At 66.4% G+C, this 15,812-nt stretch carries 27 protein-coding genes; all 27 read left to right on the forward strand.

Annotated features, from left to right (window positions below; all coding sequences use genetic code 11):
* Positions 1-6: 6 nt before the first annotated feature.
* On the forward strand, positions 7-879 hold the full coding sequence (gene rfbD / locus OG389_RS22815; protein ID WP_443059447.1) for a dTDP-4-dehydrorhamnose reductase: 873 nt from the start codon (positions 7-9) through the stop codon (positions 877-879).
* Between the two features lie 80 nt (positions 880-959).
* Positions 960-2,150: a hypothetical protein gene (locus OG389_RS22820; RefSeq protein WP_328300317.1), complete on the forward strand. Its 1,191-nt coding sequence runs from the start codon at positions 960-962 to the stop codon at positions 2,148-2,150.
* Between the two features lie 466 nt (positions 2,151-2,616).
* Entirely contained in the window at positions 2,617-2,925 is a 309-nt protein-coding gene (gene rpsJ / locus OG389_RS22825; protein ID WP_003948644.1) for a 30S ribosomal protein S10, read from the forward strand.
* A 14-nt stretch (positions 2,926-2,939) separates the two neighbouring features.
* The gene (gene rplC, locus OG389_RS22830; RefSeq protein WP_112447750.1) at positions 2,940-3,584 is read left to right on the forward strand and encodes a 50S ribosomal protein L3; all 645 of its coding nucleotides are present in this window, start codon (positions 2,940-2,942) and stop codon (positions 3,582-3,584) included.
* 4 nt (positions 3,585-3,588) lie between these two features.
* Entirely contained in the window at positions 3,589-4,239 is a 651-nt protein-coding gene (gene rplD, locus OG389_RS22835; protein WP_214946848.1) for a 50S ribosomal protein L4, read from the forward strand.
* On the forward strand, positions 4,239-4,562 hold the full coding sequence (gene rplW, locus OG389_RS22840) for a 50S ribosomal protein L23 (RefSeq protein WP_030154694.1): 324 nt from the start codon (positions 4,239-4,241) through the stop codon (positions 4,560-4,562). Before rplD ends, rplW begins: the two co-directional genes overlap by 1 nt.
* Positions 4,563-4,601: 39 nt before the next feature.
* Positions 4,602-5,438, forward strand: coding sequence for a 50S ribosomal protein L2 (rplB, locus tag OG389_RS22845; RefSeq protein ID WP_112447748.1), 837 nt, complete (start codon positions 4,602-4,604; stop codon positions 5,436-5,438).
* Positions 5,439-5,450: 12 nt separating this feature from the next.
* Positions 5,451-5,732: a 30S ribosomal protein S19 gene (gene rpsS / locus OG389_RS22850; protein ID WP_023539342.1), complete on the forward strand. Its 282-nt coding sequence runs from the start codon at positions 5,451-5,453 to the stop codon at positions 5,730-5,732.
* 43 nt (positions 5,733-5,775) lie between these two features.
* A complete protein-coding gene (rplV, locus tag OG389_RS22855; RefSeq protein ID WP_037792011.1) occupies positions 5,776-6,123 on the forward strand; it encodes a 50S ribosomal protein L22 in 348 nt (115 codons plus the stop codon).
* On the forward strand, positions 6,123-6,965 hold the full coding sequence (gene rpsC / locus OG389_RS22860) for a 30S ribosomal protein S3 (protein WP_254387361.1): 843 nt from the start codon (positions 6,123-6,125) through the stop codon (positions 6,963-6,965). The genes rplV and rpsC overlap by 1 nt, the downstream gene beginning before the upstream one ends.
* 5 nt (positions 6,966-6,970) lie before the next feature.
* Positions 6,971-7,390, forward strand: coding sequence for a 50S ribosomal protein L16 (gene rplP / locus OG389_RS22865; RefSeq protein ID WP_030026326.1), 420 nt, complete (start codon positions 6,971-6,973; stop codon positions 7,388-7,390).
* Positions 7,390-7,614 (forward strand): 50S ribosomal protein L29, encoded by a 225-nt coding sequence (rpmC, locus tag OG389_RS22870; protein WP_008739703.1) that lies wholly within the window; start codon positions 7,390-7,392, stop codon positions 7,612-7,614. The genes rplP and rpmC overlap by 1 nt, the downstream gene beginning before the upstream one ends.
* Positions 7,614-7,895 carry a 30S ribosomal protein S17 gene (rpsQ, locus tag OG389_RS22875; protein WP_243333368.1) on the forward strand — a complete coding sequence of 94 codons (282 nt, stop codon included), beginning with the start codon at positions 7,614-7,616 and terminating at the stop codon, positions 7,893-7,895. Before rpmC ends, rpsQ begins: the two co-directional genes overlap by 1 nt.
* 124 nt (positions 7,896-8,019) lie before the next feature.
* Positions 8,020-8,388 (forward strand): 50S ribosomal protein L14, encoded by a 369-nt coding sequence (gene rplN, locus OG389_RS22880; protein WP_003956455.1) that lies wholly within the window; start codon positions 8,020-8,022, stop codon positions 8,386-8,388.
* Positions 8,389-8,390: 2 nt separating this feature from the next.
* Complete coding sequence (rplX, locus tag OG389_RS22885) at positions 8,391-8,714, forward strand: 50S ribosomal protein L24 (protein ID WP_215023444.1); 324 nt, start codon at positions 8,391-8,393, stop codon at positions 8,712-8,714.
* Positions 8,714-9,265: a 50S ribosomal protein L5 gene (gene rplE, locus OG389_RS22890; RefSeq protein WP_030388859.1), complete on the forward strand. Its 552-nt coding sequence runs from the start codon at positions 8,714-8,716 to the stop codon at positions 9,263-9,265. Before rplX ends, rplE begins: the two co-directional genes overlap by 1 nt.
* Positions 9,266-9,270: 5 nt before the next feature.
* Positions 9,271-9,456 carry a type Z 30S ribosomal protein S14 gene (locus OG389_RS22895; protein ID WP_003956452.1) on the forward strand — a complete coding sequence of 62 codons (186 nt, stop codon included), beginning with the start codon at positions 9,271-9,273 and terminating at the stop codon, positions 9,454-9,456.
* A gap of 223 nt (positions 9,457-9,679) precedes the next feature.
* The gene (gene rpsH, locus OG389_RS22900) at positions 9,680-10,078 is read left to right on the forward strand and encodes a 30S ribosomal protein S8 (protein WP_008739698.1); all 399 of its coding nucleotides are present in this window, start codon (positions 9,680-9,682) and stop codon (positions 10,076-10,078) included.
* A gap of 20 nt (positions 10,079-10,098) precedes the next feature.
* Entirely contained in the window at positions 10,099-10,638 is a 540-nt protein-coding gene (gene rplF / locus OG389_RS22905) for a 50S ribosomal protein L6 (RefSeq protein ID WP_266934871.1), read from the forward strand.
* A 2-nt stretch (positions 10,639-10,640) separates the two neighbouring features.
* Entirely contained in the window at positions 10,641-11,024 is a 384-nt protein-coding gene (rplR, locus tag OG389_RS22910) for a 50S ribosomal protein L18 (RefSeq protein ID WP_008739696.1), read from the forward strand.
* Between the two features lie 45 nt (positions 11,025-11,069).
* Entirely contained in the window at positions 11,070-11,672 is a 603-nt protein-coding gene (gene rpsE / locus OG389_RS22915; protein WP_008739695.1) for a 30S ribosomal protein S5, read from the forward strand.
* A complete protein-coding gene (rpmD, locus tag OG389_RS22920; RefSeq protein ID WP_112447741.1) occupies positions 11,672-11,854 on the forward strand; it encodes a 50S ribosomal protein L30 in 183 nt (60 codons plus the stop codon). The genes rpsE and rpmD overlap by 1 nt, the downstream gene beginning before the upstream one ends.
* A gap of 1 nt (position 11,855) precedes the next feature.
* Complete coding sequence (gene rplO / locus OG389_RS22925; RefSeq protein ID WP_243333371.1) at positions 11,856-12,311, forward strand: 50S ribosomal protein L15; 456 nt, start codon at positions 11,856-11,858, stop codon at positions 12,309-12,311.
* A 186-nt stretch (positions 12,312-12,497) separates the two neighbouring features.
* Positions 12,498-13,811: a preprotein translocase subunit SecY gene (gene secY / locus OG389_RS22930; RefSeq protein ID WP_328300318.1), complete on the forward strand. Its 1,314-nt coding sequence runs from the start codon at positions 12,498-12,500 to the stop codon at positions 13,809-13,811.
* A complete protein-coding gene (locus OG389_RS22935; RefSeq protein ID WP_328300319.1) occupies positions 13,811-14,458 on the forward strand; it encodes an adenylate kinase in 648 nt (215 codons plus the stop codon). Before secY ends, OG389_RS22935 begins: the two co-directional genes overlap by 1 nt.
* Before the next feature lie 92 nt (positions 14,459-14,550).
* A complete protein-coding gene (gene map, locus OG389_RS22940; RefSeq protein WP_328300320.1) occupies positions 14,551-15,402 on the forward strand; it encodes a type I methionyl aminopeptidase in 852 nt (283 codons plus the stop codon).
* A 180-nt stretch (positions 15,403-15,582) separates the two neighbouring features.
* Positions 15,583-15,804 carry a translation initiation factor IF-1 gene (infA, locus tag OG389_RS22945; protein ID WP_003956442.1) on the forward strand — a complete coding sequence of 74 codons (222 nt, stop codon included), beginning with the start codon at positions 15,583-15,585 and terminating at the stop codon, positions 15,802-15,804.
* Positions 15,805-15,812 lie beyond the last annotated feature (8 nt).

Genomic DNA, 15,812 nt, shown 5'->3' on the forward strand with positions numbered 1-15,812 from the left:
GCCGGGATGCTCGGCCGGGACGTCCTGGCCGTTCTGGAGGACGCCGGGATCAGGGCCGTGGGCCTGTCCCGGACCGGTCTCGACATCACCGACCCGGCCGCCGTCCGGGCCGCCGTGGCCGACGCCGCCGTGGTCGTGAACTGCGCCGCCTGGACCGACGTCGACGGGGCGGAGACGGCGGAGGAGGCCGCCACCGCCGTCAACGGCGCCGGCGTACGGGTCCTCGCGGAGGCCTGCGCCGCGGCCGGGGCCCGTATGCTGCACGTCTCCACCGACTACGTGCTGCCGGGCGACGCCCCGCTGCCGTACCCCGAGGACGCCCCGACCGGCCCCGTCAACGCGTACGGCCGCTCCAAGCTGGCCGGTGAGTGGGCCGTGGCCGAGCTGCTGCCGCGGGACGGCTACGTGGTCCGGACCGCCTGGCTCTACGGGGAGCACGGCCCGAACTTCGTCGCCACCATGCTCAGGCTGGCCGCCCAGCGCGACACCCTCGACGTGGTCGACGACCAGCACGGCCAGCCCACCTGGTCCCGCGCACTGGCCCGCCGCCTGGTCGAGCTGGGCCTGGCCGCGCTGGCGGGCCGGGCCCCCGGCGGGATCTACCACGGCACCGCGAGCGGCCGGACCACCTGGTTCGGGCTGGCCCGCGAGACCTACCGGCTGAGCGGCCTGGACCCCGAGCGGATCCGGCCGACCGACTCCTCGGCGTTCGCGCGCCCCGCCGTCCGCCCGGCGTTCAGTGTCCTCGCCCACGACCGCTGGGCCGCGGCGGGCCTGACCCCCCTCGCCGACTGGCGCGAACAGCTGGCCGGAGCCCTGGCCCTCCCGGCCTTCGCGGCCCCGGAGGGCGCCGGACGGGGCGCCCGGCCCGAAAGCTAGGGTCGGTTCCGACGGCGGGGCCCCCGGACCATGTCCAGGGGCCCCGCCGCTCTGTGAAGCCGTACATCAGGGGTGGGGACGTGGCAACGAACAACGACGATCACGGCGGACCGGCCGTCTCCGACGAGGAGTGGGCCCGGTTCCTGGAACAGGCGGGGGAGGGCTCCGGCGAAGCTCCCAAGGAGCCGTCCGCCCGGGCCCGGATGGTGACCGAACGGCTGCGCCGCGAGGACGAACAGCGCGCCCGGGCGGCGAAGAAGGGGCTGGGCGGGAGAGCCCGGGCCGGACGCGGTACGCAACCGCCCGGCTGGCGTACGGGACCCGCCTGGCAGGAGACGCGGGGCCGGGGGAGGACCGGGCGGCGCCTGAAGGCCACGCTGGCCATCGCCTTCGTCGCCGCCCTCGCGGTGATCGCGATCCGGCCGGAGCTGGTCATCGACAGGATCACCGGCGAGGGGACCTCCGGCGCCGGGGCGGGGGAGCGGCTGGCGGCCGAGACGGCGCGCCCGAGCGCCCCGCCCACCTCGGTGGATCCGGACCGGCCCACGCTCGCGGACCCCTTCCGAGGTTCCCCGGCCCTCCAGTGGGCCGACGGGGCAGCCGGCATCGAGCTCCCGGAGGCCCGGGCCGTCGGCGGGATGAGCAAGGAGCAGGTCGCCGACGCGCTGGAGAAGGTCAAGCGGTTCCTGGTCACGGCCAACCTGGACCCGGCGACCCTGCGCGGGGAGCGCCCCACGGCGGCGCTGGACCTGCTCGACCCGAAGCTCAAGGAGGGGCCGGCCCGTCTGGAGCAGTCCCTGACCACCCCGAGCAAGGAGAACGACCCGCTGCACGTCTTCACCCGGGCCGATCCGGCCGAGCTGAAGCCCGTGGGCGACGTGGTCAAGGTCCGCGGCCGGATGTGGGTGGAGCCCGGCGAGGGGACCGGCCGGGTCAGGGTGCTGGTCGACTACACCTTCGTCTACCCGTTCGTGAAGGCGACGCCGGGCGCGGAGCAGGTCGAGCGCTCCGTCGTACGGCGCGAGATCACCTTCGCCGTCGCCGACCCGCGCACGTGGCAGGCCACCGCCGGGAAGCTCTGGCTGGAGAACGTCGACGTGGACCTGGCCAACAGCGCGTGTGATGTGCACGACGGATTCCTGCACCCCGCCTTCGACGAGGACGCCCCCGCCGGGCCCACTCCCTCCGGCACTCCGGTGGATCCGTACGACCGCAGCAAGGGCCTGGATGCCGACCGGCAGCCGGGTTGTGGCGCGCTGACGCGCTCCTGAGCCGGCCCCGGAGGCGCCGCCGGGACCCCCGCCGCGTGGTGCGGTTTGACCACTCAGCGTGGCGGGGTATTCTCTTCGGCCCGATTGGCCAGGGACGTGTCCCGTATGGCAGACTACTCAAGTTGCTCGGCTGAGTGCCGATGCTGCGCGCCTCCCGCCGGGAGGACCGGAAGCGAGTCCCACAGTACTCGTCGCCTTATCTGCCTTTCGGGGCAGCAATGGGGCGGACGTACGGGAATCTTCTGGGAAGCGTCAGCACGGTGCCTTCCAGGCACTCGGTGGGTGTTTGCCCCCGATCTGCGGTCTTGGGACCGTACCCCCTTGGACGAGGGAATTTCCGTATGGGAATTTTCTGTAGAGGGAGTGCGACACGCCCGACCGCGTGGGTCGGAGGAAAGCGGCGGAGCGATCCGCAGCCGGCCGAGAGCCAGAGCGTTTCCACAACAGACAGGACTACGGAGTAGCCATGGCGGGACAGAAGATCCGCATCCGGCTCAAGGCCTACGACCACGAGGTCATCGATTCGTCGGCGAAGAAGATCGTCGAGACGGTGACGCGCACTGGTGCGTCGGTCGCGGGCCCGGTGCCGCTGCCCACTGAGAAGAACGTGTACTGCGTCATCAAGTCGCCGCACAAGTACAAGGACTCGCGCGAGCACTTCGAGATGCGCACGCACAAGCGCCTGATCGACATCCTCGACCCGACGCCCAAGACCGTTGACTCGCTGATGCGCCTGGACCTTCCGGCCGGCGTTGACATCGAGATCAAGCTCTGAGAGGCACGGAGAAGATGGCAAAGCAGATCAAGGGCGTCCTGGGCGAGAAGCTCGGCATGACCCAGGTCTGGGACGAGAACAACCGTGTCGTCCCGGTGACCGTCGTCAAGGCCGGGCCCTGCGTCGTTACCCAGGTCCGCAAGAACGAAATCGATGGCTACGAGTCGGTCCAGATCGCCTTCGGCGAGATTGACCCGCGCAAGGTGAACAAGCCCCTCAAGGGTCACTTCGCCAAGGCCGACGTAACCCCGCGCCGCCACCTGGTGGAGCTCCGGACCTCCGACGCCAGCGAGTACACGCTCGGCCAGGAGATCACCGCCGCTGTGTTCGAGTCCGGCGTCAAGGTTGACGTCACGGGCAACAGCAAGGGCAAGGGCTTCGCCGGTGTCATGAAGCGTCACAACTTCAAGGGCCTCGGCGCCGGTCACGGCGTGCAGCGCAAGCACCGCTCCCCCGGTTCGATCGGTGGCTGCGCCACCCCTGGGCGTGTCTTCAAGGGCATGCGCATGGCCGGTCGTATGGGCAACGAGCGTGTCACCACCCAGAACCTGACCATCCACGCGGTTGACGCGGAGAAGGGTCTGCTGCTCATCAAGGGCGCGGTCCCCGGTCCGAACGGCGGCCTCGTCCTGGTCCGTACCGCGGCCAAGGGGGCTTGAGGTAATGAGCACCATTGACATCCTTTCGCCGGCAGGCGACAAGGCCGGTACCGTCGAGCTCCCCGCGGAGATCTTCGACGCGAAGACCAGCATTCCGCTGATCCACCAGGTCGTTGTCGCTCAGCTGGCTGCTGCCCGTCAGGGCACGCACAAGACCAAGCGTCGTGGCGAAGTCCGTGGTGGTGGCCGCAAGCCGTACCGCCAGAAGGGCACCGGCCGCGCTCGCCAGGGTTCGACCCGCGCTCCGCAGTTCGTCGGCGGTGGCGTCGTCCACGGCCCGCAGCCGCGTGACTACTCGCAGCGGACCCCGAAGAAGATGAAGGCCGCCGCCCTCCGCGGTGCCCTCTCGGACCGCGCCCGTCACTCCCGCATCCACATCGTCACCGGTGTGGTCGAGGGTGCCGCCTCCACGAAGGCCGCCAAGACGCTGTTCGGCAAGATCTCGGAGCGCAAGAACCTGCTCCTGGTCGTCGACCGCGCCGACGAGGCCGCGTGGCTGTCCGCCCGCAACCTGCCCCAGGTTCACATCCTGGAGCCGGGCCAGCTGAACACGTACGACGTGATCGTCTCTGACGACGTGGTCTTCACTCAGGCCGCTTTCGAGTCCTTCGTGTCTGGCCCCAAGGCCGATGAGACCGAAGGGAGCGACGCCTGATGTCTGAGGCGACCGTTACCAGCAAGACCTTCACTGACCCGCGCGACCTGCTGATCAAGCCGGTTGTCTCGGAGAAGAGCTACGCGCTGCTGGACGAGAACAAGTACACGTTCATCGTCGCGCCCGGCTCCAACAAGACCCAGATCAAGCAGGCCGTCGAGGCGGTCTTCGGGGTCAAGGTCACCGGGGTCAACACGATCAACCGTCAGGGTAAGCGCAAGCGCACCAAGACCGGTTTCGGCAAGCGCGCTGACACCAAGCGCGCCATCGTGACCCTCGCTGAGGGCGACCGAATCGACATCTTCGGCGGCCAGGCCTCCTAACGGAGGTCTAGTCGTCCGGAATCGGACGAGGACTGAGAAATGGGTATCCGCAAGTACAAGCCGACGACCCCGGGCCGTCGTGGCTCCAGCGTCGCCGACTTTGTCGAGATCACGCGGTCCACGCCGGAGAAGTCGCTGGTCCGCCCCCTGCACAGCAAGGGCGGCCGTAACAACACCGGTCGGATCACGGTTCGACACCAGGGTGGCGGCCACAAGCGCGCCTACCGCGTGATCGACTTCCGCCGTCACGACAAGGACGGCGTGCCGGCCAAGGTCGCGCACATCGAGTACGACCCCAACCGCACTGCGCGCATCGCGCTCCTGCACTACGCCGACGGCGAGAAGCGCTACATCATCGCGCCGAAGAACCTGAAGCAGGGCGACCGGATTGAGAACGGCCCCACGGCCGACATCAAGCCCGGTAACAACCTGGCGCTCCGCAACATCCCGGTCGGTACCACGATCCACGCGATCGAGCTCCGTCCCGGTGGCGGCGCCAAGTTCGCCCGCTCCGCTGGTGCCTCCGTGCAGCTGCTGGCGAAGGAGGGCACCATGGCCCACCTTCGTATGCCGTCCGGTGAGATCCGTCTCGTCGACGCCCGCTGCCGCGCCACCGTCGGTGAGGTCGGCAACGCCGAGCAGTCGAACATCAACTGGGGCAAGGCCGGCCGCATGCGCTGGAAGGGCGTTCGCCCCTCCGTCCGCGGTGTCGCGATGAACCCGGTCGACCACCCGCACGGTGGTGGTGAGGGTAAGACCTCCGGTGGTCGTCACCCGGTCTCCCCGTGGGGTCAGAAGGAGGGTCGTACTCGCTCGCCGAAGAAGGCTTCGAGCAAGTACATCGTCCGCCGCCGCAAGACGAACAAGAAGCGCTAGGAGCGGGTTTAGATGCCGCGCAGTCTCAAGAAGGGACCCTTCGTCGACGGACACCTCATCAAGAAGGTGGACGTACAGAACGAAGCCGGTACCAAGAACGTCATCAAGACCTGGTCCCGTCGCTCGATGATCATCCCGGCAATGCTGGGTCACACCATCGCGGTGCACAACGGCAAGATCCACGTCCCGGTGTTCGTCACCGAGTCGATGGTCGGCCACAAGCTCGGCGAGTTCTCGCCGACTCGCACCTTCCGCGGCCACGTCAAGGACGACCGGAAGTCGAAGCGCCGCTAAAGGCGGGGTGGTTACGACTATGACTTACACCGAAGGGACAACCATGGAAGCCAGGGCCCAGGCGCGGTACATCCGCGTCACGCCCATGAAGGCCCGCCGAGTGGTGGACCTTATCCGTGGCATGGATGCCACGGAGGCTCAGGCGGTCCTGCGTTTCGCCCCGCAGGCCGCGAGCGTGCCGGTTGGCAAGGTGCTTGACAGCGCCATCGCCAACGCCGCACACAACTACAACCACCCGGACGCCTCCACGCTGGTCATCAGCGAGGCGTTCGTGGACGAGGGCCCGACCCTGAAGCGGTTCCGTCCGCGTGCGCAGGGCCGTGCCTACCGGATCCGCAAGCGGACCAGCCACATCACCGTGGTCGTCAGCAGCAAGGAAGGTTCCCGGTAATGGGCCAGAAGGTAAACCCGCACGGGTTCCGGCTCGGCATCACCACCGACTTCAAGTCGCGTTGGTACGCCGACAAGCTGTACAAGGACTACGTCAAGGAAGACGTCGCCATCCGCAGGATGATGACGTCCGGCATGGAGCGCGCCGGCATCTCGAAGGTTGAGATCGAGCGCACCCGTGACCGCGTGCGTGTGGACATCCACACCGCTCGTCCGGGCATCGTCATCGGCCGTCGTGGCGCCGAGGCCGACCGCATCCGCGGTGACCTCGAGAAGCTCACGGGCAAGCAGGTCCAGCTGAACATCCTCGAGGTCAAGAACCCCGAGGTCGACGCTCAGCTGGTCGCGCAGGCCGTTGCCGAGCAGCTCTCCTCCCGCGTCTCCTTCCGTCGCGCCATGCGTAAGAGCATGCAGGGCACGATGAAGGCCGGCGCCAAGGGCATCAAGATCCAGTGCGGCGGTCGCCTCGGCGGCGCCGAGATGTCCCGCTCCGAGTTCTACCGCGAAGGCCGTGTGCCGCTGCACACCCTGCGCGCGAACGTGGACTACGGCTTCTTCGAGGCCAAGACCACCTTCGGCCGTATCGGTGTGAAGGTCTGGATCTACAAGGGCGACGTCAAGAACATCGCCGAGGTTCGCGCCGAGAACGCTGCGGCCCGTGCGGGTAACCGCCCGGCCCGTGGTGCCGCCGGCGCTGGCGACCGTCCCGCCGGCCGTGGTGGCCGTGGTGGCGAGCGCGGCGGCCGTGGTGGCCGCAAGCCGCAGCAGGCTGCTGGTGTCGAGGCCCCCAAGGCCGACGCTCCCGCCGCCGCTCCGGCCGAGAGCACCGGAACGGAGGCCTGACCGACATGCTGATCCCTCGTAGGGTCAAGCACCGCAAGCAGCACCACCCGAAGCGCCGCGGTATGGCCAAGGGCGGTACTGAGGTCTCGTTCGGCGAGTACGGCATCCAGGCGCTTACCCCCGCCTACGTGACGAACCGCCAGATCGAGGCGGCTCGTATCGCGATGACCCGCCACATCAAGCGTGGCGGCAAGGTCTGGATCAACATCTACCCGGACCGTCCCCTGACGAAGAAGCCTGCCGAGACCCGCATGGGTTCCGGTAAGGGTTCTCCCGAGTGGTGGATCGCGAACGTGCACCCGGGCCGGGTCATGTTCGAGCTGTCCTACCCGAACGAGAAGATTGCTCGTGAGGCGCTCACCCGCGCTGCTCACAAGCTTCCGATGAAGTGCCGGATTGTTCGGCGCGAGGCAGGTGAGTCGTGATGGCGACGGGAACCAAGGCGTCCGAGCTGCGTGAGCTCGGTAACGAGGAGCTCGTTGGCAAGCTGCGCGAGGCCAAGGAAGAGCTGTTCAAGCTGCGCTTCCAGGCGGCCACGGGTCAGCTGGAGAACAACGGCCGGCTCAAGTCCGTCCGTAAGGACATCGCTCGCATCTACACCCTGATGCACGAGCGTGAGCTCGGTATCGAGACGGTGGAGAGCGCCTGATGAGCGAGAAGAACGTGACTGAGACGACTGACCGCGGCTTCCGCAAGACCCGTGAGGGTCTTGTCGTCAGCGACAAGATGGACAAGACCGTCGTCGTCGCTGTCGAGGACCGCGTGAAGCACGCTCTGTACGGCAAGGTCATCCGCCGTACGAACAAGCTCAAGGCGCACGACGAGCAGAACGCTGCCGGCGTCGGCGACCGCGTCCTCATCATGGAGACGCGTCCGCTGTCGGCGAGCAAGCGCTGGCGCATCGTCGAGATCCTCGAGAAGGCCAAGTAATTATCTGAGGCCCTGGGCAGCAAGCCCAGGGGCCCCTCAGGTTCGTTCCGCCAGGCTCGGTGGGGGCGGTAGCTCTTCGGAGTGATGCCCCCGCCGGGAACCGGCAGACAAACAGGAGATAGACGTGATCCAGCAGGAGTCGCGACTGCGTGTCGCCGACAACACTGGTGCCAAGGAGATCCTTTGCATCCGTGTTCTCGGTGGCTCCGGTCGCCGCTACGCGGGCATCGGTGACGTCATCGTTGCCACCGTCAAGGACGCGATCCCCGGTGGCAACGTGAAGAAGGGTGACGTCGTCAAGGCGGTCATCGTTCGCACCGTGAAGGAACGCCGCCGCCAGGACGGCTCGTACATCCGCTTCGACGAGAACGCCGCCGTCATTCTGAAGAACGACGGCGACCCTCGCGGCACCCGTATCTTCGGCCCGGTGGGCCGTGAGCTGCGCGAGAAGAAGTTCATGAAGATCATCTCGCTCGCGCCGGAGGTGCTGTAAGCATGAAGATCAAGAAGGGCGACCTGGTTCAGGTCATCACCGGTAAGGACAAGGGCAAGCAGGGCAAGGTCATTCTGGCCATCCCTACTGAGAACCGTGTCCTGGTCGAGGGTGTCAACCGGGTCAAGAAGCACACCAAGGCCGGCCAGACCGCTGGTGGCTCGCAGACCGGTGGCATCGTGATCACCGAGGCGCCGATCCACGTCAGCAACGTTCAGCTGGTTGTGGAGAAGGACGGCCAGAAGGTCGTTACCCGCGTCGGTTTCCGCTTCGACGACGAGGGCAACAAGATCCGCGTTGCCAAGCGGACGGGTGAGGACATCTGATGGCTACCACTCCGCGTCTCAAGACGAAGTACCGCGAGGACATCGCGGGCAAGCTGCGTGAAGAGTTCTCGTACGAGAACGTCATGCAGATTCCCGGCCTCGTGAAGATCGTGGTCAACATGGGTGTGGGCGACGCCGCCCGCGACTCCAAGCTGATCGACGGCGCCATCAAGGACCTGACGACGATCACCGGTCAGAAGCCGGCCGTCACGAAGGCCCGCAAGTCCATCGCGCAGTTCAAGCTGCGTGAGGGTCAGCCGATCGGCTGCCACGTCACCCTCCGTGGTGACCGCATGTGGGAGTTCCTGGACCGTACGCTGTCGCTCGCGCTGCCGCGTATCCGTGACTTCCGCGGTCTGTCGCCGAAGCAGTTCGACGGCCGTGGCAACTACACCTTCGGTCTCACGGAGCAGGTCATGTTCCACGAGATCGACCAGGACAAGATCGACCGTACCCGGGGTATGGACATCACCGTGGTTACCACGGCGACCAACGACGACGAGGGCCGCGCCCTCCTTCGTCACCTCGGCTTCCCCTTCAAGGAGGCGTAAGCGAGATGGCGAAGAAGGCTCTCATCGCGAAGGCTGCCCGTAAGCCCAAGTTCGGTGTGCGTGCGTACACCCGCTGCCAGCGCTGCGGTCGCCCCCACTCCGTGTACCGCAAGTTCGGCCTGTGCCGCGTCTGCCTTCGTGAGATGGCTCACCGTGGCGAGCTGCCGGGCGTGACCAAGAGCTCCTGGTAATTCCCTCTCGTCCGCAAGGACTTGGGAACATCCAGGCACTCTCGGTAAGCATCTGGTCGGCGGATGCCCGGCCGCGCATGCCTTAGGCTTGTGTGGTTGGGCGTCCGTCGCCCATAACGACTTACTACGCCGTAGGTCCCCGCACCGCACCCGTCCCGCCACTGAGTGGGGAGAGGGATGGCGCATACAGGAAACCCCGGCGAGAGAGGCCGAAGGCCACTTCATGACCATGACTGACCCGATCGCAGACATGCTCACGCGTCTGCGTAACGCTAACTCGGCGTACCACGACTCCGTCGTGATGCCGCACAGCAAGATCAAGTCGCACATCGCAGAAATCCTCAAGCAGGAGGGTTTCATCACCGGCTGGAAGGTCGAGGACGCCGAGGTCGGCAAGAACCTCGTCCTCGAGCTGAAGTTCGGGCCGAACCGTGAGCGCTCCATCGCGGGCATCAAGCGGATCTCGAAGCCCGGTCTGCGTGTGTACGCAAAGTCCACCAACCTGCCGAAGGTGCTCGGCGGCCTGGGCGTGGCGATCATCTCCACGTCCCACGGTCTGCTCACCGGCCAGCAGGCAGGCAAGAAGGGCGTAGGTGGGGAAGTCCTCGCCTACGTCTGGTAGTCGGGAACGGAGGAAAAGCAATGTCGCGAATCGGCAAGCTCCCCATCCAGGTTCCCGCCGGTGTGGACGTCACCATCGACGGCCAGGCTGTGGCTGTGAAGGGCCCCAAGGGTTCCCTCGCGCTCACCGTCAAGGCGCCGATCGAGATCGTCAAGGGTGAGGACGGCGTTCTCAACGTCATCCGTCCCAACGACGAGCGTCAGAACAAGGCCCTGCACGGCCTGTCCCGCACGCTGGTGGCGAACATGATCACCGGCGTGACCACGGGTTACGTCAAGGCGCTCGAGATCAGCGGTGTCGGTTACCGCGTCGCCGCGAAGGGCTCCAGCCTGGAGTTCCAGCTTGGTTACAGCCACCCGATCCTGATCGAGGCGCCCGAGGGCATCTCCTTCAAGGTCGAGTCGCCCACCAAGTTCTCGGTCGAGGGCATCGACAAGCAGAAGGTCGGCGAGGTCGCCGCCAACATCCGCAAGCTGCGGAAGCCCGACCCGTACAAGGCCAAGGGTGTCAAGTACGCCGGCGAAGTCATCCGCCGCAAGGTCGGAAAGGCTGGTAAGTAGCCATGGCATACGGTGTAAAGATCGCCAAGGGCGACGCGTACAAGCGTGCCGCCAAGGCCCGCCGTCACATCCGCATCCGCAAGAACGTCTCGGGTACGGCGGAGCGTCCGCGCCTCGTCGTGACGCGTTCCAACCGCAACATCGTTGCTCAGGTCATCGACGACCTCCAGGGTCACACCCTGGCGTCCGCGTCGACCCTGGACACCTCGATCCGCGGTGGTGAAGGCGACAAGAGCGCCCAGGCCCAGGCCGTCGGCGCACTCGTCGCCGAGCGTGCCAAGGCCGCGGGTGTCGAGACCGTCGTGTTCGACCGCGGTGGCAACCGATACGCCGGGCGCATTGCCGCTCTGGCTGACGCCGCCCGCGAAGCCGGGCTGAAGTTCTAAGCCCCGGTTCCGGGACTCACGGACGTAACAGAGAGAGGTAATCCAATGGCTGGACCCCAGCGCCGCGGAAGCGGTGCCGGTGGCGGCGAGCGGCGGGACCGGAAGGGTCGCGACGGTGGCCCTGCCGCCGAGAAGACCGCTTACGTTGAGCGCGTTGTCGCGATCAACCGCGTCGCCAAGGTTGTCAAGGGTGGTCGCCGCTTCAGCTTCACCGCGCTGGTCGTGGTGGGCGACGGTGACGGCACTGTAGGTGTCGGTTACGGCAAGGCCAAGGAAGTTCCCGCGGCCATCGCCAAGGGTGTCGAGGAAGCCAAGAAGTCCTTCTTCAAGGTTCCGCGCATCCAGGGCACGATTCCTCACCCGATCACGGGTGAGCGTGCCGCGGGCGTCGTGCTGCTGAAGCCGGCCGCCCCCGGTACCGGTGTTATCGCCGGTGGCCCGGTGCGCGCCGTTCTGGAGTGCGCCGGCGTTCACGACATCCTGTCGAAGTCGCTCGGCTCTTCCAACGCGATCAACATCGTGCACGCGACCGTGGCGGCCCTCAAGGGCCTGCAGCGTCCCGAGGAGATCGCGGCTCGCCGTGGTCTGCCCCTCGAGGACGTTGCCCCCGCGGCTCTGCTCCGTGCACGTGCTGGGGCGGGTGCGTAATGGCTCGCCTCAAGGTCACGCAGATCAAGTCGTACATCGGCAGCAAGCAGAACCACCGCGACACGCTGCGTTCGCTCGGGCTCAAGCGCCTGAACGACGTCGTCGTCAAGGAGGACCGCCCCGAGTTCCGCGGAATGGTTCACACCGTCCGCCACCTCGTGACGGTTGAGGAGGTTGACTAACATGGCTGAGAGCAGCCCGCTGAAGGCCCACAACCTCCGTCCCGCCCCCGGCGCCAAGACCGCGAAGACCCGTGTCGGTCGTGGTGAGGCGTCGAAGGGTAAGACGGCCGGTCGTGGTACGAAGGGCCAGAAGGCCCGCTACCAGATCCCGCAGCGCTTCGAGGGTGGGCAGATGCCCCTCCACATGCGTCTGCCGAAGCTCAAGGGCTTCAAGAACCCGTTCCGCACCGAGTTCCAGGTCGTGAACCTGGACAAGCTCGGCGCTCTCTACCCCGAGGGTGGAGAGGTCACGGTGGCCGACCTGGTCGCCAAGGGCGCGGTTCGCAAGAACAGCCTCGTCAAGGTCCTGGGCCAGGGCGAGATCTCCGTGGCGCTGCAGGTTTCGGTTGACGCCGTCTCCGGCTCCGCCAAGGAGAAGATTGCCGCCGCTGGTGGCTCTGTGACCGAGCTCGTCTAAGACGGACTCAGTGACAAATAGCTAGAAACCCGACCGGGGGTGCCTCACATATGGGGCATCCCCGGTCGGTCGTTCCACGGAAGGTGCAGACGCCGGTAAGGTGGCCTGCACCTTTGCTTGTACACATTCGTCGTTCCCTCAGACCGTCACCTCTGACGCAGTAGCGCGGGGGTCGCAGGAGGCACCGTGCTCACCGCGTTCGCCCGGGCGTTCAAGACGCCCGACCTGCGCAAGAAGCTGCTTTTCACGCTCGCCATCATCGCGTTGTACCGGCTTGGATCCCACATCCCGGTACCCGGCGTGAGCTACAAGAACGTTCAGATCTGTGTTGACTCGATGGGCAGCAGCAACAGCCTCTTCGGTCTCGTCAACATGTTCAGCGGCGGCGCGCTGCTGCAGATCACGATCTTTGCGCTCGGCATCATGCCGTACATCACGGCGAGCATCATTCTGCAGCTGCTGACCGTGGTCATCCCGAAGCTGGAGAACCTCAAAAAAGAGGGTCAGTCCGGCACGTCGAAGATCACTCAGTACACGCGCTATCTGACGGTCGCGCTCGCGATCCTGCAGGGCACCGGCCTCGTGGCCACTGCCCGCAGCGGCGCCCTCTTCACGGGGTGCATGGTCAAGGACCAGATTGTTCCGAACCGGTCGATCTTCACCACCGTCGTCATGGTGCTCACCATGACCGCAGGTACCTGCCTCGTGATGTGGCTCGGCGAGCTCATCACCGACCGCGGTATCGGCAACGGTATGTCGATCCTGATGTTCATCTCGATCGCCGCGGGCTTCGTCGGCGCCCTCTGGCAGATCAAGCTCCAGGGCAAGATCGCGGACGGCTGGGTCGAGTTCGGCGTGGTCATCCTGGTCGGCCTGGCGATGGTGGCCCTGGTGGTCTTCGTCGAGCAGGCGCAGCGACGGATCCCCGTCCAGTACGCGAAGCGCATGATCGGCCGTCGTGCCTACGGGGGCACCTCGACGTACATCCCGCTCAAGGTGAACCAGGCCGGTGTCATCCCGGTCATCTTCGCCTCGTCGCTGCTGTACATCCCGGCGCTGATCGTCCAGTTCAGCGGATCCACCGCCGGCTGGGCCACCTGGATCCAGAAGCACTTCGTCAAGGGCGACCACCCGTACTACATCGCCGCCTACTTCCTCCTGATCGTTTTCTTCGCGTTCTTCTACGTGGCGATCTCGTTCAACCCCGAGGAAGTTGCGGACAACATGAAGAAGTATGGTGGGTTCATCCCGGGCATCCGCGCCGGTCGGCCCACCGCCGAGTACTTGAGCTACGTACTCAACCGGATCACCTGGCCGGGGTCGCTGTACCTGGGTCTCATCGCTCTTGTGCCGACGATGGCGTTGGCGGGCTTCGGGGCGAACCAGAACTTCCCGTTCGGCGGGACGAGCATCCTGATCATCGTGGGTGTGGGTCTGGAAACCGTGAAGCAGATCGAGAGCCAGCTCCAGCAGCGTAATTACGAAGGGTTCCTCCGCTGATGCGAATCGTCCTCGTCGGACCGCCCGGTGCGGGCAAGGGAACGCAGGCCACTGTCCTTGCCAAGACCCTGTCGATCCCGCACATCTCCACGGGCGACCTGTTCCGGGCCAACATCAGCCAGGGCACCGAGCTCGGTCGGCGTGCGAAGGCGTTCATGGACGCGGGTGACCTCGTCCCGGACGAGATCACGATCGGCATGGCCAAGGACCGCATGGAGCAGGAGGACGCCAAGGGCGGTTTCCTGCTGGACGGGTTCCCGCGCAACGTCTCCCAGGCGGAGGCCCTCGACGTGATGTTGAAGGCCGAGGGCATGAACCTCGACGCCGTCCTCGACCTGGAGGTCGAGGAGGACGAGGTCGTCAAGCGTCTGGCCGGGCGGCGCACCTGCCGCAAGGACAGCTCGCACATCTTCCACGTGGCCTACCGCCCGCCGAAGGTCGAGGGCGTCTGCGACATCGACGGCGGCGAGCTGTACGTGCGCGAGGACCAGACCGAGGAGGCGGTGCGCAACCGCCTGGAGGTCTACCACACCCAGACCGAGCCGATCATCGACTACTACAAGGCCCAGGGCCTTGTGTCGACGATCCCGGCCCTGGGCGAGGTCAGCGACGTCACGCAGCGCGCGATGGACGCCCTGAAGAAGTAGTCCCCTGTAGTGCAGCCCCGGCCGCGGTGTCCCCAGGACACCGCGGCCGTACTGTTGAGAAGACCCGAATCCGAAGGTGGAAGGCCTAGTCCATGGTGCAGATCAAGACCCGCGAGCAGATCGTGAAGATGCGCGAGGCGGGACTGGTCGTCGCGGCGATCCACGCGGCGACCCGTGAGGCGGCCGTACCGGGCGCGACGACCCTGGATCTGGACATGGTGGCCCGCAAGGTCATCGCGGACGCCGGCGCCAAGTCGAACTTCCTCGGCTACGGCGGTTTCCCCGCGACCATCTGCACCTCGGTCAACGAGGTCGTCGTCCACGGCATCCCCGACGACAAGACGGTCCTCAAGGACGGCGACATCATCTCGATCGACGCCGGCGCGATCGTGGACGGCTGGCACGGCGACGCCGCGTACACCGCCTTCGTGGGCTCTGGACACGCCCCTGAGCTCGTGGAGCTCTCCCGGGTGACCGAGGAGTCCATGTGGGCCGGGATCGCCGCCATGAAGCTCGGCAACCGCCTCGTGGACATCTCGAAGGCGATCGAGACGTACATCAAGAGGCAGCCGCGCCCGACCACGGGCGAGCACAGCCTCGGCAAGTTCGGGATCATCGAGGACTACGGCGGCCACGGCATCGGTTCCGAGATGCACATGGACCCGCACCTGCTGAACTACGTCTCCCGCAAGCGGGGCAAGGGGATCAAGCTGGTCCCGGGCCTGTGCCTGGCGATCGAGCCGATGGTCTCCCTGGGCACGGCCCAGACGGAGGTCCTGGCCGACGACTGGACGGTCATCACCACGGACGGCACCTGGTCCTCGCACTGGGAGCACTCCATCGCCCTGACCGAGGAGGGGCCGATCGTGCTGACCTCCCCGGACTGCGGCAAGGCGAAGCTGGCGGAGTACGGCGTCTCCACGGCGCCCGACCCGTTGGGCTGACGCACAGCCCGTTGGGCCGACCGGTATGGCCAGGATTGATGATCTATCCTGTAGGGCACACTTTCCGGATTCGTCTTTCGGTGGGCCCTGACGTAGACTGACTCGTCGGCTCCTTTGCACCCGCATGTCCTCATGCGAAGCGGGGGAGCTGATCAAGGTAGCCGATTCGAAAGGCGAAGCGTGGCCAAGAAGCAAGGTGCCATCGAAATCGAGGGCACCGTGATCGAGTCCCTCCCGAACGCGATGTTCAAGGTGGAACTCCAGAACGGTCACAAGGTCCTCGCGCACATCAGCGGCAAGATGCGCATGCACTACATCCGCATCCTTCCTGATGACCGGGTTGTCGTGGAGCTGTCTCCGTACGACCTGACGCGTGGCCGGATCGTCTACCGATACAAGTAGATCTTGCT

Source organism: Streptomyces sp. NBC_00435, assembly GCF_036014235.1.
GTDB lineage: Bacteria > Actinomycetota > Actinomycetes > Streptomycetales > Streptomycetaceae > Streptomyces.